This is a genomic window from Sorangium sp. So ce381, from assembly GCF_051473845.1.
GTDB lineage: Bacteria > Myxococcota_A > Polyangia > Polyangiales > Polyangiaceae > Sorangium > Sorangium atrum.
This window is the reverse complement of record NZ_CP150336.1, coordinates 9,492,597-9,506,813: the sequence shown is the minus strand read 5'-3', so window position 1 is coordinate 9,506,813 and position 14,217 is coordinate 9,492,597. Positions and strand designations below refer to the sequence as shown.

The window sequence follows — 14,217 nt, the reverse complement described above, 5'->3', positions numbered from 1 at the left end:
GCGATTTCGCTATGACGCAAGGGCCGCTCCAGGGTCGGGCGCGAGGCCGCGTCCTGCGTTTCGGGCGTGGCTGGCGCCGCGCGTCAAAAAGGAACGATAGAAGTTCAACGCGACGCCGGAAGCGTGTTAAGGGAGACGCCGTGTCCGACCAGCTCAGCTCGGATCTCGCATCGCTCCGGATCCAGCGGGACGTCGATCCCGATCGGCGGAGCCCGCTCCGCACCGCCCTCGTCGCCGTGGTCGTGCTCGCGGCCGTCGCCGGCGCTGCCGCGTTCGCCCTGCCCAGGGCGCAGAGCGCGATCTTCAAGACCGAGGTCACCACCACGGAGGTCGCGCTGGTCTCGCCGGCGCAGGCCTCGATCTCCGTGACGTCGACCGGGTACGTGGTCCCGCAGGTCGTGTCCAAGGTCGGGGCCAAGATCCCCGGCCGCATCGCGCGGGTGCACGTCAAGGAAGGCGACGTGGTGAAGCAGGGCGACCTGCTCGTGGAGCTCGAAGACGCCGACCAGAAGAGCCTCGTGGCCGCGGCCCAGGCCAAGGTCGCGGCGGCGCGGGCGCGCGCCGCGGCCTCCCGGGCGAGCATCCTCGAGGTGGAGCAGCAGGTCGCGCGCGAGCGGCTGCTCGTCGAGCGCCAGGTGACCGGCCGCGCGTCGATGGAGGACCTCACCGCGCGCATGCACTCGCTCACCCAGTCGGCGGCGGCGGCCGACGCCGAGGTCAAGGCCGCGGCGGCCGACGTCGAGAGCCTCCGGGTCACGCTGGCCGACCGGAGGATCATTGCGCCGATCAACGGCACGATCATGTCGAAGCCGCCCGAGGTCGGGGAGGTCGTCGGCCTCGAGCTGCCGCACTTCGTCGAGATCGCCGACTTCTCGTCGCTCGTCGTCGAGACCGATGTCCCGGAGACGCGCCTCTACCTCGTCGAGCCCGGCAAGCCGTGCGAGGTGGTCCTCGACGCGTATCCCTCGAAGCGCCACCGCTGCACGACGCTCGAGATCGGCAAGCGGGTGAACCGCGCCAAGGCGACCATCCCTGTGAAGGTGAAGTTCGTCGGAGAGCCGAAGGAGGCGCTCCCGGAGATGAGCGCGCGGGTGAGCTTCCTCGCCGAGGCGCTGTCCGAGGAGGCGATGAAGGAGCCGCCGAAGCGCGTCGTCCCGGAGTCCGCGGTGGTCGAGCGGGGCGGCGCCAAGGTGGTGTTCGCGGTCAACGAGGGCCAGGTGAGGATGGTGCCCATCAAGGTGGGCGGCCCCGCGCCCGGCGGGCTCGAGCTGCTCGACGGCCCGGCCCCGGGGGCGCGCCTCGTGGCGAGGCCGTCGGCCGAGCTCGCGGACGGTCAGAAGATCAAAGAGAAGGAAAAGGGGAGCGAATGACCGAGGGGTATCGCGACGGGAAGCCGAAGCCCATTGTCGAGCTGCAGGGGGTCGGCAAGAGCTATTTCCGCGACAAGGAGCCGATCGTGGTGCTCGACAACATCACGCTCGACGTCCCGGAGGGGTCGTACGAGGCGCTGATGGGGCCCTCGGGCTCGGGCAAGTCGACGCTGCTGAACCTGATCGCCGGGCTCGATCGCCCGACGCGCGGCTCGGCGCGCGTGGCGGGGCAGGACCTCACGCGGATGAGCGACGGCGAGCTGGCGCGCTTCCGCTCCAGGACGATGGGCTTCATCTTCCAGGCCTACAACCTGATGCCGGTGCTCACCGCGGTCGAGAACGTCGAGCTGCCGCTCCTGCTCACGAACCTGTCGGCGTCCGAGCGGCGGAAGCGCGCGCAGACGGCCCTGCGCGTCGTCGGGCTCGAGGAGCGGATGGGCCACTATCCCCGGCAGCTCTCCGGCGGCCAGGAGCAGCGGGTCGCGATCGCGCGGGCGATCGTGAACGACCCGACGATCATCGTGGCGGACGAGCCGACCGGCGATCTCGATCGCAAGAGCGCCGACGAGATCCTGGCCCTCCTGGAGAAGCTCAACAAGGAGTTCAAGAAGACCATCCTGATGGTCACGCACGACCCGGCAGCCGCCGAGCGCGCCACGGTGACGCGCCGGCTCGACAAGGGGAACCTGTCATGAACCTCGTCTCCGTCGCCGCCAGGAACGTCCTTCGCAACAAGTTCAGGACGCTGCTGACCGTGATCGGCGCGGCGGTGGCGGTGCTCGCGTTCGTGCTCCTCCGGACGGTGCTCTCGGCGTGGAACGTCGCCGCCGACCACGCCGCGAAGGACCGGATCGCGACGCGGCACAAGATCTCGTTCATCCTCCCCTTGCCGAAGCGCTACATGGACACGGTCCGCGAGGTCCCCGGCGTGACGGAGGGGTCCTTCATGAGCTGGTTCGGCGCCAAGGACCCGCGCGACGCCAACAATTTCTTCGCCTCGATGGCCGTCGAGTCGAAGACCTTCTTCAAGGTCTACGACGAGATGGTCGTCTCGCCCGAGGACATGGAGCGGTGGCTGGGCGACAGGAAGGGCGCCATCGTGGGCGACGTCCTCGCGGCCCGGCTCAAGGTGAAGCCGGGCGACACGGTGACGCTGGAGGGGACGATCTACCCCGGAAACTGGCAGTTCAACGTCTCGGGGATCTACACGGCCACGCGCAAGTCGATCGACAGGTCGCAGTTCATCTTTCACTACGACTACCTGAACGAGTCGCTCCCCGAGCGGCAGCGCGACCAGATCGGCTGGATGACCGCCCGGATCGACGACCCGTCGCGGAGCGCGGACATCAGCGCGGCGATCGACAAGATCTTCGACGAGAAGGACGTCCAGACGGCGACGATGAGCGAGCGGGCGATGAACCTCTCGTTCATGGCGATGATGTCGGCCGTGCTGACGGCGCTCAACGTCGTGTCCGTCATCATCCTCCTCATCATGATGATGATCCTCGGCAACACGATCGCCATGGGCGTCCGGGAGCGGACGCGGGAGTACGGCGTGCTGCGCGCGCTCGGGTTCGAGCCGAAGCACGTGAGGATCTTCATCATCGGGGAGGCGGCGACCATCGGGCTCTTGGCCGGGTTTATCGGGCTCGTGGTCTCGTATCCGATCGTCGAGCTCGGGCTGGGCCGGTGGCTGGAGGAGAACATGGGCGCCTGGTTCCCTTATTTCCGGATCGAGCCTGCGACGATGGTCATGGCGGTGCTGCTCTCGATGGGGCTGTCGCTCGCCGCGTCGCTCATCCCGGCGTACAACGCCTCGAAACTCTCGGTCACCGACGCGCTCCGGCGCGTGGCGTGAGCGATCCACGCAGCCTGTCTTCGAGACCCTGAAAGCGGGAGAGAGCGCTCATGATCCCCGTCGCCTACAACGTTCGAAATCTGGTGGTGCGCAAGACGACGACCCTCGCGACGGCGTCCGGGCTCGGCCTCGTGGTGTTCGTGTTCGCGTCGGTGCTGATGCTCGCGAACAGCGTGGAGCGCACCCTGGGGCGCACCGCGCGGGACGACGTCGCGATCGTGATGCGGAAGGGCTCCGACGCCGAGATGGTGAGCAGCATCGAGGAGCAGCAGATCGGCGTGATCCTCGCGAGCGCCGAGGTCGCGAAGCGGCAGGACGGCAAGCCGGACGGGGTGGGGGAGGTGATCGCGGTCATCCTCCTCGAGAAGCTCGGCACGGACGGCATCTCCAACGTCCAGGTGCGCGGGGTGCCCGACGACGTGCTCGCGTTCCGCTCGCAGGTGAAGATCATCGAGGGCCGGCCGGCGCAGGCGGGCACGGACGAGGTGATCGTGGGCAAGGCGATCAAGGGCCGCTTCAAGGGCCTGTCGATCGGCGAGTCGTTCGAGCTGCGAAAGAACCGGCCGGTGAAGGTCGTGGGGGTGTTCGAGGACGGCGGCTCCTCGTCGGAGTCCGAGATCTGGGCCGACCTGCACACGACGCGCTCGGCGTTCGGACGCGAGGGGAGCGTCTCCGCGGTGCGGGCGCGGCTCGCCTCGGCCAGCAAGTTCGACGCGTTCGAGGCGTCGATCGAGCAGAACCGGAACCTCGGGCTCGAGGTGATGCGCGAGAGCGTCTATTACGAGAAGCAGTCCGAGGGGACGAGCATCTTCATCAAGGTGATGGGCGTGCTCATCGCTGTGTTCTTCTCGATCGGCGCCATGATCGGCGCGATGATCACGATGCACTCGTCGATCGCCAACCGGCAGCGCGAGATAGGCACGCTGCGGGCGCTCGGCTTCTCGCGGTTCAGCATCCTGCTGTCGTTCCTCATCGAGTCGGTCCTCCTCGCGCTGGCGGGCGGGGCGCTCGGCGTGCTCGCCGCGCTCGGCATGAGGTTCGTGCGCTTCTCGACCGTCAATTTCGCGAGCTGGTCGGAGGTCGTGTTCACGTTCGAGCCGACGCCAGGGATCCTGGTGACGTCGGTGGCGATCGCGGCGGTGATGGGCCTGCTCGGCGGGTTTTTCCCGGCGCTCCGCGCTGCGCGGATCAGCCCGATCCAGGCGATGCGGGGGTGACCCGGGTGAGGGGGGCGGCCGGGGAGCTCGCGGGAATTCCAGCGTGAGGGCGCAGAGCCGGGAAGTCGCGTAGGGCTCTCGCGGTGTTCCGGCGCGCACGGCGCTCCCTTGGCCGGGGACGTGCTCTCCCCTCGGCGGGGGGAACAGCATGCCCACGATCACCAAGGCGGTTTACGTGAGCTTCGCGGCGGGGAGGAGCGTGGACCGGCTGAATCGGCTCTCCTCCCTGGTCCAGCGGACAGAGCTGAACTCCCTGGTGATCGATATCCGATCGGAGGAGGGCGCGCTCCTCTTCGAGCGGGACGAGGTGACAAGGGTCCAGCTGGGCGCCCTGCGCGACGCCGGCATCTACCTCATCGCCCGGCTCGTCGCGTTCAAGGGCGGCCCGCGGGGCTGGTACGACCCCGGATCGCAGCCGCGATGGCGGGAGATCGCGGAGATCTCGCTCCGTGCGTACGACGTCGGCTTCGACGAGGTGAACTACGATTACGTGCGCTACGGCGCGGCGCGCGAGCCGCGATCGCGGACGCCGATCGAGGAGAGGGCGCCGACGATCCGCGCTTTCTTCGAGTTTCTCCGCGCGGAGGTCGGCAATGCGGCGTCTCGCCCGATCTCCGCGGATGTCTTCGGGTTCACGCTGCTCGGGCCGCAGGACGGGATAGGCCAGCGGCTGGAGGACGCCGTGGAGCTCTTCGACTACGTGATGCCGATGCCGTACCCGTCGCACTGGGGCCCTGGCAGCTTCGGGTTCGCGAACCCTGCGCATCACCCCTACGAGATCGTGCACGCGTCGCTCTCGGCCGGCTGGCGCAGGGTGGCAGCGCTGCCCGGGCGCATCGGGGGGCTGCGCAGCTGGATCCAGGCGTTCGATCTGGACAGCTCGCGCCCCATGCAGCGCTACGAGTACACGCCGTGGCACATCCGGGAGCAGATCCGCGCGATCGACGACGCCGGCTGCGCGGGCTACGCGGCGTGGAATCCCCGCAGTCACTACGACGAGAGCGCGTTCGTCGGCGCGCCGCGGGACACGGCGTGAGAGCGCGGCCGCGACCGCTCTCGCCACGCCCGCAGCGGGGCTATCCGGCGGCTTCGCCGCGGCGAGAGCGCTTGCCATGCCGCGCTGCTGCCCGCACGCCGCTGCCTGACCGGACGGGCTAGTACCGCGGGTCAGCAATCCCGCCAGAAACACCGACGATGAGGCAGCCCTGAGGTCAAGGGCTTTAGCGCTCTCTTTCCGCGGCTGGTCGGCTTCGGCTCGGCATTGGTAGCGCTCGGTGTCGTCAGTGCAGGTCGTTTCGGCATGGACGTCTCCCTTCGCCCCGGTGGGGCGTCGTTACGGTTGGACTGGAGCGCCGCGTCGCGTCCGCAGGAGCGAGCTGTGGCTCAATCGACGATCCGCATTCACAGGCCGGCAGTCGCCTTGGTGGCCTGGATGCACGCTGTGGTCCGAAACGGGATCGTGGAGGCGCAATCTGTCGAACGGCGTGTTCGACCCAGAGGTGGATCACCCTCGGTGTTTCCGCGCTCATCCACGTAGCCCTCGTTCACGCTCCTGGCGTGGCGCGCTCGTGGCGCATGTCCCCCGGGTGGGGGAAGTCAGTTCATCGAGGTCCTCCTTGAGGTCGAGGTCGGCCTCGATGGATCCGCTGCCGCGGCGGCGTCGAGTCCCTTGTCGATCGACCGCTGCCGGCGGCGCGCTTTGACCGTGGCTTGCTTCATGGCCTGTGCCTGCTGCTCGACCGACTGCGCCTGCAGGCGCAGGCCCTTGGCCGAGGCGGCCGCTGCGCTCTGTGCGTCGTAGAGCGTGCCGTCGCGCCACATGGCCCACAGCACCCCCGAAAGCCGCCGCGCCAGCGCCACGACCGCGATGTGTCGACCCCGGCGTTCGGCAATGGCATCGGCCCATCGACGCAGCGGGTCGTCGCCGCTCTTGTTCTTATGCCGCAGGATCGTGTGCGCGGCCTGCGTCAGCAACGTGCGCAGGTACGCGTTGCCTTGCTTGGTGATCGCGCCCAGCCGCCGCTGGTCGCGCCCGCCGGAGGTGTCCTCCAAGGGAACCAGACCCAGGTAGGAGGCGAGTTGGTGGGCGTGGTGAAAGCGCTTGGCTTCATCCACGACCGAGACGAACGCGGCGGCGACGACCAGCCCCACGCCGGGCGCTGTGGTCAGCCGCGCGATCACCGGCTCGTGGGCGCACAGCTGCTCGAGCGCGGCATCGACCAGCGCGATCTGGGGGTTGAGCACCTCCAGCGCGGTCACCAAGGGCCCGATCAGCTGACGGGTCCCGGCCGGCAAGGCGGCCTCGCTCAGCCGCGCGAGGAAGCCCTCGGTGGTGCAGGTCGCGAGCTTGTGTCCGCAGGCGCGCAGCAGGCCGCGCACGGTGGTGACATACTGGGCCCGCGTCTCGACCAGAGCGCGCCGGACGGCCAGCTGGTGACGAATGGCCCGCCGGTGAGGCGACAGCACGTGAGCGAGCGGAATGCCCCCGCGCTCGACGGCGCGCGCCAGCGCCTCGGCATCGAGGCGATCATTCTTGCGGCCGTGCTGGCCAATGCCGAGCTGACGTGCTCGCGTGGTATCGACGACCAAGACGTCGTGACCCCAGTCGCGGAGTTTGTCGTGAACCACCCAGGCCTCGCGGCACGCCTCGATCGCCACCCGGGCCGGCGAGGACGACGGACCGAGGACATCCTGGAGCGAATCGAGCGAGCGGACCGTGCGTCGTAGCACCACGGCCCCGCCCGCCACTTCGCAGAACGAAATCTCGTTGACCCCCAGATCCAGCGCTACACTTCGCATGGCTGACCTCTCGTGGGCCCCCGTCAACTGCGTCATCGAACGCGTGGGGGTGCCTGCAGGCACCCCTGCAGGCGAGAGGTCAGCCACGTTGCTTGCTGCTTCGAGCGGCTCTTTCCTGCGCGCTCCAGCACGCTCTGCTGCCGCTGGGCTGACCTCCACGGTGCTGCGGGCTGTCTTCGCAGGCCCCGCCGCGCGAACGCGTCGAGCAGAAGCTCGGGTCGGTGCGGTCGGCATCGTGGGTCCAGGCGCCGCGTGGGCTGCCTCATCCCATCTGTCGATGACGAGCGATCGCCGGAAATAGTAATAATGTCCATCGCTTTCACCTGTTTCGCCGCCGAGGGTGGCTCAGGTGTGGCCCAACGGGGCGGCCTCGTCGTCGTCCTCGCCGCAGGCTTCATGGTGGGGACGTTCTGCGGCTGTTGACGGCGACCCGCGCTCAGGGCGTCGCGCAGGGGTAGTCGTCGAAGTGGCCGCAGAGGCCGAGGTCCGTGCGGCCTTCGGCCATGGAGGGCTCCCAGGAGATCCACCGCGGGGCCTCGGCGAAGGGCTCGACGGTGATCGTGCCCTCCAGCTGCTCGGAAGGGCCGGCGAAGGTCGCGCCCGCGGTGCCGTGCGCGGTCTGCTCGCCGATCGTGTACGTGCCGGGCGCGCCATCCCATCCGGCGATCACCAGGACGAGCACGTCGTCGAGCAGCGGGAAGGGCTCCGGCGTACACGCCGCGCCCGTCGGCCAGATCTCGACGAAGAGCACCATCCCGTGGTCCTTGCAGCCCACGTACGAGAAGGTCTTCCCCGGATCGTGCGTCCACTCGACGCCCGCTTCGGCGGCGTCCGCTGCGCCCGCGCCCGCGCCGCCGGAGCCGGTCGAGGACGTGCCCGCGCCGCTGTCCGGCTCGTGTGACTGCTCCAGTACACGTATCAAGACCGCGGAGCGTGCGCCCTGACCTGCTTCGAGCAGCGGCAGCGCGCCGCGGCATCGAACAGCAGCGCTGTCCCGAAGCGCCGCTCGAAGACTGAGCCGAACCGACGACAGCACGAAAGCCCGGGGCAGTGTCCCGCCCGTATCAGGGCGTGGGCGCCGCGGTGAAGACGTAGCGCTCGCCCTCCGGCATTGTCGCGGTAACCTCGTGAAGCACGGTGTCGCGGAAGCGGAGCTCGAGCGCGACGGGCAGCTCGGGATGAGTCGCCGGTACAGGGCCGATCGTGAGGGTGGGCTCACGCCATGCCATCTCGCTCGCCCAAAAGGCGCCCAGATCGCCAAAGATGAGCGGCGAAGCGTTGACGCCCAGACTCAGCGCGTAGGAGCGATCGGTCGAGAACGCGTCGCCCGGTGCGTTGCTCGGATCCAGGGTCAAATCGTAGCTGCCTTGGTGTTCGCGCAGCGCGGTTCCGAGGCGCTTGTCGTGCGCGAGCCACCGTTGCGAAGGATCGATCCGCAGCCACGCCGTCGGCCCGTACCACGATGAAACGCCGTGAAAGCGGCCCGCCATGCGATCCCCGGATTTTGCGACAAAAGCGTCCGCGGCATAGCGGTATTCGAGGGCCATGAACGCGAACTCGGCGCGCCCGTTCACGATGCGCCCGGTGAGCGGCGTGCACGGCCCCAAGGGATGGGGCACCCCGTCGACCTCGAGCCCCAAGAAGCAACCCTTCCCGGACAACACGCTGCCGCGCTGCTCGATGTCCACGGCGACCGGGTCTTCAAACCCGAACATGGCCCACGTACCGTTGATGTCCAGCTCTGGTGTTGCGCCAGGGCCGGAGCCGCTGGAGCCGGACGCGCTGGAGCCGCCGGAGCCGGACGCGCCGGAACCAGAATGCCCAAAGCCGCTCTGGCTGGAGGCGCCCGCGCCCGAACCCGTGCTGCCGGTGTTATCGATCGCGCCGGCAGCGCCGTCGATGGGCGAAAGCTCAGTCACGCCGCAGCCGGCGAGCATCATCGCGCTCAGGGCCGTGGCCCACCGCGCACGAGATCCGTTCGATACACCCGTCGAACGCATCACTCAAATCTATACGTGATCCGTGCTCACGTCAAGGTGACCCGGTTCAGCGTCCCGCGCGACGCAATAACGGCGAGACATGACGAGCGGTATCGCTCAGTCGCGCCCGGAACCGGCCGCTGACGAGAGCCGTTCTGCCCGAACGCGGTATCCCGATGTAATAAAGGGGTGCTTGTGGTGGCACCGAACGGCATGATAAGAATCGCAACGACTCGCTTGACGATAAGCGCAAGCGGAACGGAGCACTCGTTCGGACGCTTTTGATACACCCAATGAGCCGTGGAGTGTTGGAGCGGAGTAGTCATGGATCCTGTCGGCGCGCTTCAGGTTTGTCTCATGTCACGTATGCGGAACAAGGAGGGTGTCGCAGGAGGCCTGAGGCGTTTAGGCGTCGATGAGGCGGCGTTCGATGCGGCCAAGGAGATGCTGGCGCGCGCACGCCTGGATCATGAAGACCCAGGCATCGTGGACGAGTGCCATGCCGACTTGTATCGTCGGTTCCTTGGAGCGCCGCAGCGCGTCGAGCCGGCGCCGAGAGGCCAGGCGCCGAATGCCATGAAGATGTTCTACTCTCTCCCCGTGTGGCCAGATCTGGAGCTGGAGCTCAGCATGAGCAACGAGCACACCCTGCGTGGGCTCCGCTTCGTTCGCGCGGGTGAGCCCAAGGCGCGCCGGCTTCGGCTCGAGGAGGTTAACCCCTGGAGGGTGGTCGAGAACGATATCGCATGCAATTGCAGCGAGGTGGTCGTGGTAGATGGGTTTGGAACATGGACCGACTACTGCTGCCCTCTGCTCGAGCCCGGGAGCCCAGAGTGTCTCTGGGCCTTCGACTACGGTCTCCTGCAGGAGGTAATTCCCTGGAAGGACCTGAACCTGGACAAGGAGGAAGCCGCCTACCCTAGCCTGGAGAGCGTCCTCGGCCTCGGGGAGCCATAGACGCGGATGCGGTTGCAGGTCGACGTGGAGAGATCCCGAGGGGGGTATATCTGGCAGATGCCCGCGATGTCGTCGTCGTACAGCGTGCGGAAGTTCATCGGGTCCGACCTGTCGTACCTGGAGTGGCGAGCTCCGCGATGACGAACAGGTCGAGCGGAGGCGGCGCGATGCCAGCCCGGACCGCAAGGTCGCGCGCCGTGTGCGCGGCGCGGAGCTCGAAGCCCTCCGACGACACGAGCGCGCGCAGGTGCTCGAGGTCGTCGAGTCCCCGGCGCAGCATCGAGCGGAGCGCGCGCTCGCGCAGCCATGCCTCCCCAGGCACCCCGGCGTCGCGCGCCGGCGTGGCCGCGGCGCCGTCGCGCAGGTAGAAGTCCATGAGCACCACGCACGAGCTCAGGCGGCTCGCCACGCGGCGCACCTGCCGCAGCAGCCCGCGCAGCGCGGGCTCGTCGAGGTAGCCGGTCAGCCCCTCGGAGACGACCGCCGTGCGGCGGTCGCGCAGCGCCGCGCCGAGCGCCTCGCCGAGGTCGGCCTCGCGCAGGTCCGCCGCGACGAGGACGAGCTCGCCGCGCGGCTGCGCGGGCTCGAGCAGACGCCGCTTCGCGTCGATCACGGCGGCCTGGTCGACCTCGATGTACACGACCGGACGAGCCCTTGCCCACTCCGCCCCGCGCGGCGACAGCCCCGCGGCGAGCTCGATCACCTGCTCGGGGGCGATCTCGTCGAGGAGCGCGCCGAGGCCGAGGTGGCGCGCGGCGAGCAGGAGGTTCGTGACGCTGTGGTCGCCGCGCAGGCCGAGCACGCTCCCGCCCCAGCGCGCGGCCTGGTGGAGGACGCGCCCCCTCAGGGTGTCGAAGCGCGCTGCGCCCGGGACGCCCAGCGACGCCCACACCGTGGCGGTGAAATAGGCGCTCCAGGCGAGCGCCGCGTTCTCTCGCGCTCCGCTCAAGAGCGCTCCTCCCCGGAGCGCGACGCCGCGAGCCACCGCCTGGCCGCGCCGCGGACCATCTGGCCCGCCGACGAGAGCCGCTCGAGCTTCGATCCTCTGCCCAGCGAGCGCACCATCCCGCGCGCCAGATCGAAGAACGCGCGGTCGTAGGGGAACCACCAGAGCTCGCGCGGCGCGGTGTTCTCGTCGACCGCGAGCAGCCGCGGCCTCGTCATCGCCTGCACGACCGCCGAGCCGTTCTGCACGCCGTAGCCCGAGATCCCGCGCCCCGTCCACACGGCTTGCGGCGCCGCGGCCGTGAACATGTGGTTGTTGACCGTCGCCACCCCGACCCGGAGCTCTCGCGCGAGCGCCGCTCCCCGCGCGACGTCGCGCGTCCACACGCTCCCCGTGAGGCCGTAGGCGCTCTCGTTGGCCGCGCGGATCGCCGCGTCCGCATCCGGAACGGCGACGACGGGGATCACGGGCCCGAAGGTCTCCTCGCGCAGCAGGTCGAGCGACGGGTCGACGCCGGTGAGCACCGTCGGAAGGTAGCAGTTGCCACGCCGCGCACCGCCGCAGCGCACCTGCGCCCCGGCCGCGACCGCCTGGCTGACGTGCGCCTCGACGCGCGAGAGCTGCGCCGGCGTGGCCATCGGCCCGATCTCGACCGTGCCCGGCGCGGCGCCGTCGTCGCCCACGCGGAGCCGCTCGGCGACGGCGACGAGGCGCCCGACGAACGCGTCGAAGACCTCGGACTCGACGTAGACGCGCTCGACCCCCGCGCAGCTCTGCCCGGCGTTGACGAAGCCGGCCCAGGCGATCCCGTGCGCTGCCCGATCGAGATCCGCGTCGCGGAGCACGATGGCCGCGTCCTTGCCGCCGAGCTCGATCTGCGCCGGGATCAGGCGCTCCGCCGCGGCGCGCGCCACCGCCCGCCCGCCCACGACGCCGCCGACGAAGACGATCTGGTCGACCTCCGCGACGAGCGCCGCGCCGGCCTCGGCGCCGCCCTGCACGAGGCCGAGCAGCGCCTCGGGCAGCGCGTCCGACAGGGCGCCGACGAGCGCCGCGCTGGTCCGGGCGGCGTGCTCGGACGGCTTGAGCACAACGGCGTTGCCCGCGAGGAGCGCCGGGACGAGGTTGTGCACCGGGATGGAGACCGGGTAGTTCCACGGCATGATGAGGCCGACCACCCCGTGCGGTAGGCGCTCGACCCGCGCCTTCTTCCGCGGGAACATCACCGGGTTGAACGCGACGTCCTCGGCCGGGAGGAAGTCCTCGGCGCGCGTCGTGTAGTAGCGAAAGACCTCGGGGGTCGAGCCGAGATCGACCCCGTACGCGTCGGCCATCGGCTTGCCCAGCTCGCGATGGAGCTCCGCCGCGATCTCGTCGGCCTTCCCCATCAAGCAGCGCCCGGCCTCGGCGAGGAGGCGCGCCCGCTCCGCGATCGGCCGCGCTGCCCACGCCGCCTGCGCCTGCCGGGCGCGGCGGACCACCCCCCGGATCCCGTCGGCCGTCGTCACCCGCACGGGAGACAGCGGGGCGCCGTCCAGCGGTGACGCGCCGTGAATCCACCCATCGTGGATGATCTCGCCCATGGGACTACGCAGCTTGCCCGCTGAGAAGCGCGGGCACCAGGCGACGGCAGCCCGGCATCCCCGACTCCTGGATGTGCGCGGCGAGCGCCTTCCGGAAGGAGCCGCGGGGCAGCGGCTTGTGGCGATCGAGCGCCCGGAGCAGCGGCACGACCGTGGCGAGCACGCCCGCCGTGTGCCACCAGTAGCGCGCGGTCGCGCGCAGGTGCGCGGACCGGCTCGACCGGGCGAAGAAGCCCTCGAGGTAGGCGAGGTCGTACGCGGTGTGCGCCTCCTCGTCGCTGGCGAGGCGCCGGAACACCGGCTCGAGCGGAGGGTACGACAGGCGCGGCGCGGCGACCTTGTAGAAGGCGCTCATCACCACCTCGAAGGCGAGGCAATCGACGGCGAACTCGAGCACGCCGTGCGGGACGGCGACCTTGCGGAGCATCATCTTCATCAGCCAGCCCGGCAGGCGCGCGCGCTTGACCACGTCGGGGTAGGCGCGGCTGAAATCGAGGAGCGCCTTGCACCAGAGGTTGGCGTGCATTTGCTCGTCCTTGAGGTGCCGGATACCGTGCGCGAAGAACGACTCGAGATAGCCGAGATCGTCGCGCTCCCGCGCCAGATCGAGCGCCGGGAGGACGGGGAGGACGCCGAGCGCTGCCGATTCGACGATCGCAAACCATGTGATCAGGAGACACGTGGCGTCCGCTTCGGCCTCGCTCTCGAACGCGAACGACATCGGCTCACGGATCGAGACGGTCTCTTCGGCAGCTCCCATTTCCGGATCGTCGCTTTCCCTCTTCGTCGAAGAGAGCATCGGAGTTGAGCTGCCCGCAAGGTACTCGACCAACCATCCTGCCGCAAGCCGACTTGCCGGAGGACATGCGCCGGCCGTCGTCGACATAGCTTCACCGCAGGCGCTGGCGCTCCATGCGCAGCGCTTTGGACACCGCGCGCCGCTCGCACGCCGTCATGGCGCCGGGCTGAACGAGCGCCGCCGTCCGCTCACGATCGGCGCCTTCCACCAGGCGCACCACGAGTTCCTGGATCGCAATCTCCGTTTCCACGACGAGCTGAGCCGGGACAACCTCCTCTACCACCGCGCCCCGGAGTATCTCGTGCAGGTGCTCGCCGTGATCGCGCTCTCTCCGATGTTCGGGGCCGCCCGGTCGGCGTGCGCGCTCCTCTTGATCTCGGTCCTCTTCGCCTGGGTGACATTCAGGCGCGGGCGCGACTCGAGCCACGTGGACACGGCGCGACGGGCGCTCTCGGCGCGCCCTTGAAGGAGATGCTCGAGCGCGAGGGCGCGCAGGTGACCGGACTGCGCTTCAACGTCGATTACACACATGCCTATCCTCTCATCGTCTGGCTCGCTTTCGGCCTGCTGGCGCTGGTTCTCGCCTGCTCCGGTCCTGTGCCACCTCGGCCGCCATCTCCGACAGTGCCGGCCAAGGCTAAGACGGTTCGGCCTCCGCGGATCTCCGCACCTGTCCTATCCAGGCGCCTCGCCAATGCGGCTTGCTACC

At 69.5% G+C, this 14,217-nt stretch carries 14 protein-coding genes; 6 read left to right on the top strand and 8 right to left on the bottom strand.

What is annotated here, in order from left to right; genetic code table 11:
• Nucleotides 1-140: 140 nt before the first annotated feature.
• The 5 genes from WMF29_RS35675 (at nt 141) to WMF29_RS35655 (ending at nt 5,481) form a co-directional block, all read left to right on the top strand.
• Nucleotides 141-1,370 (top strand): efflux RND transporter periplasmic adaptor subunit, encoded by a 1,230-nt coding sequence (locus WMF29_RS35675; protein ID WP_437324573.1) that lies wholly within the window; start codon nt 141-143, stop codon nt 1,368-1,370.
• Entirely contained in the window at nt 1,367-2,065 is a 699-nt protein-coding gene (locus tag WMF29_RS35670; protein WP_437324572.1) for an ABC transporter ATP-binding protein, read from the top strand. The genes WMF29_RS35675 and WMF29_RS35670 overlap by 4 nt, the downstream gene beginning before the upstream one ends.
• Entirely contained in the window at nt 2,062-3,228 is a 1,167-nt protein-coding gene (locus WMF29_RS35665) for an ABC transporter permease (RefSeq protein WP_437324571.1), read from the top strand. The genes WMF29_RS35670 and WMF29_RS35665 overlap by 4 nt, the downstream gene beginning before the upstream one ends.
• A gap of 50 nt (nt 3,229-3,278) precedes the next feature.
• Complete coding sequence (locus WMF29_RS35660) at nt 3,279-4,445, top strand: ABC transporter permease (protein WP_437324570.1); 1,167 nt, start codon at nt 3,279-3,281, stop codon at nt 4,443-4,445.
• 148 nt (nt 4,446-4,593) lie between these two features.
• Nucleotides 4,594-5,481, top strand: coding sequence for a putative glycoside hydrolase (locus WMF29_RS35655; protein ID WP_437324569.1), 888 nt, complete (start codon nt 4,594-4,596; stop codon nt 5,479-5,481).
• A 560-nt stretch (nt 5,482-6,041) separates the two neighbouring features.
• On the opposite strand, the gene WMF29_RS35650 is transcribed toward WMF29_RS35655, so the two are convergent.
• The 3 genes from WMF29_RS35650 to WMF29_RS35640 form a co-directional block, all read right to left on the bottom strand.
• A complete protein-coding gene (locus WMF29_RS35650) occupies nt 6,042-7,244 on the bottom strand; it encodes an IS110 family transposase (protein ID WP_437324568.1) in 1,203 nt (400 codons plus the stop codon).
• Between the two features lie 436 nt (nt 7,245-7,680).
• Nucleotides 7,681-8,166 (bottom strand): hypothetical protein, encoded by a 486-nt coding sequence (locus WMF29_RS35645; RefSeq protein ID WP_437324567.1) that lies wholly within the window; start codon nt 8,164-8,166, stop codon nt 7,681-7,683.
• Between the two features lie 142 nt (nt 8,167-8,308).
• Nucleotides 8,309-9,244 carry a hypothetical protein gene (locus WMF29_RS35640; RefSeq protein WP_437324566.1) on the bottom strand — a complete coding sequence of 312 codons (936 nt, stop codon included), beginning with the start codon at nt 9,242-9,244 and terminating at the stop codon, nt 8,309-8,311.
• Nucleotides 9,245-9,547: 303 nt separating this feature from the next.
• Between WMF29_RS35640 and WMF29_RS35635 the strand changes: the two genes are divergently transcribed.
• Nucleotides 9,548-10,180, top strand: a complete 633-nt coding sequence (locus tag WMF29_RS35635) for a hypothetical protein (RefSeq protein WP_437324565.1) — start codon at nt 9,548-9,550, stop codon at nt 10,178-10,180.
• 94 nt (nt 10,181-10,274) lie between these two features.
• Here WMF29_RS35635 and WMF29_RS35630 read toward each other — a convergent pair whose 3' ends face one another.
• The 5 genes from WMF29_RS35630 to WMF29_RS35610 all read right to left on the bottom strand — a co-directional run bounded on the left by WMF29_RS35630 (nt 10,275) and on the right by WMF29_RS35610 (nt 14,039).
• Nucleotides 10,275-11,129 carry a class I SAM-dependent methyltransferase gene (locus tag WMF29_RS35630; protein WP_437324564.1) on the bottom strand — a complete coding sequence of 285 codons (855 nt, stop codon included), beginning with the start codon at nt 11,127-11,129 and terminating at the stop codon, nt 10,275-10,277.
• Nucleotides 11,126-12,709 carry an aldehyde dehydrogenase family protein gene (locus WMF29_RS35625; RefSeq protein WP_437324563.1) on the bottom strand — a complete coding sequence of 528 codons (1,584 nt, stop codon included), beginning with the start codon at nt 12,707-12,709 and terminating at the stop codon, nt 11,126-11,128. The genes WMF29_RS35630 and WMF29_RS35625 overlap by 4 nt, the downstream gene beginning before the upstream one ends.
• Nucleotides 12,710-12,713: 4 nt before the next feature.
• Entirely contained in the window at nt 12,714-13,469 is a 756-nt protein-coding gene (locus WMF29_RS35620; protein WP_437324562.1) for a hypothetical protein, read from the bottom strand.
• A 130-nt stretch (nt 13,470-13,599) separates the two neighbouring features.
• Nucleotides 13,600-13,758 (bottom strand): hypothetical protein, encoded by a 159-nt coding sequence (locus WMF29_RS35615; RefSeq protein WP_437324561.1) that lies wholly within the window; start codon nt 13,756-13,758, stop codon nt 13,600-13,602.
• A 26-nt stretch (nt 13,759-13,784) separates the two neighbouring features.
• A complete protein-coding gene (locus WMF29_RS35610; protein ID WP_437324560.1) occupies nt 13,785-14,039 on the bottom strand; it encodes a hypothetical protein in 255 nt (84 codons plus the stop codon).
• Nucleotides 14,040-14,217: the final 178 nt, after the last annotated feature.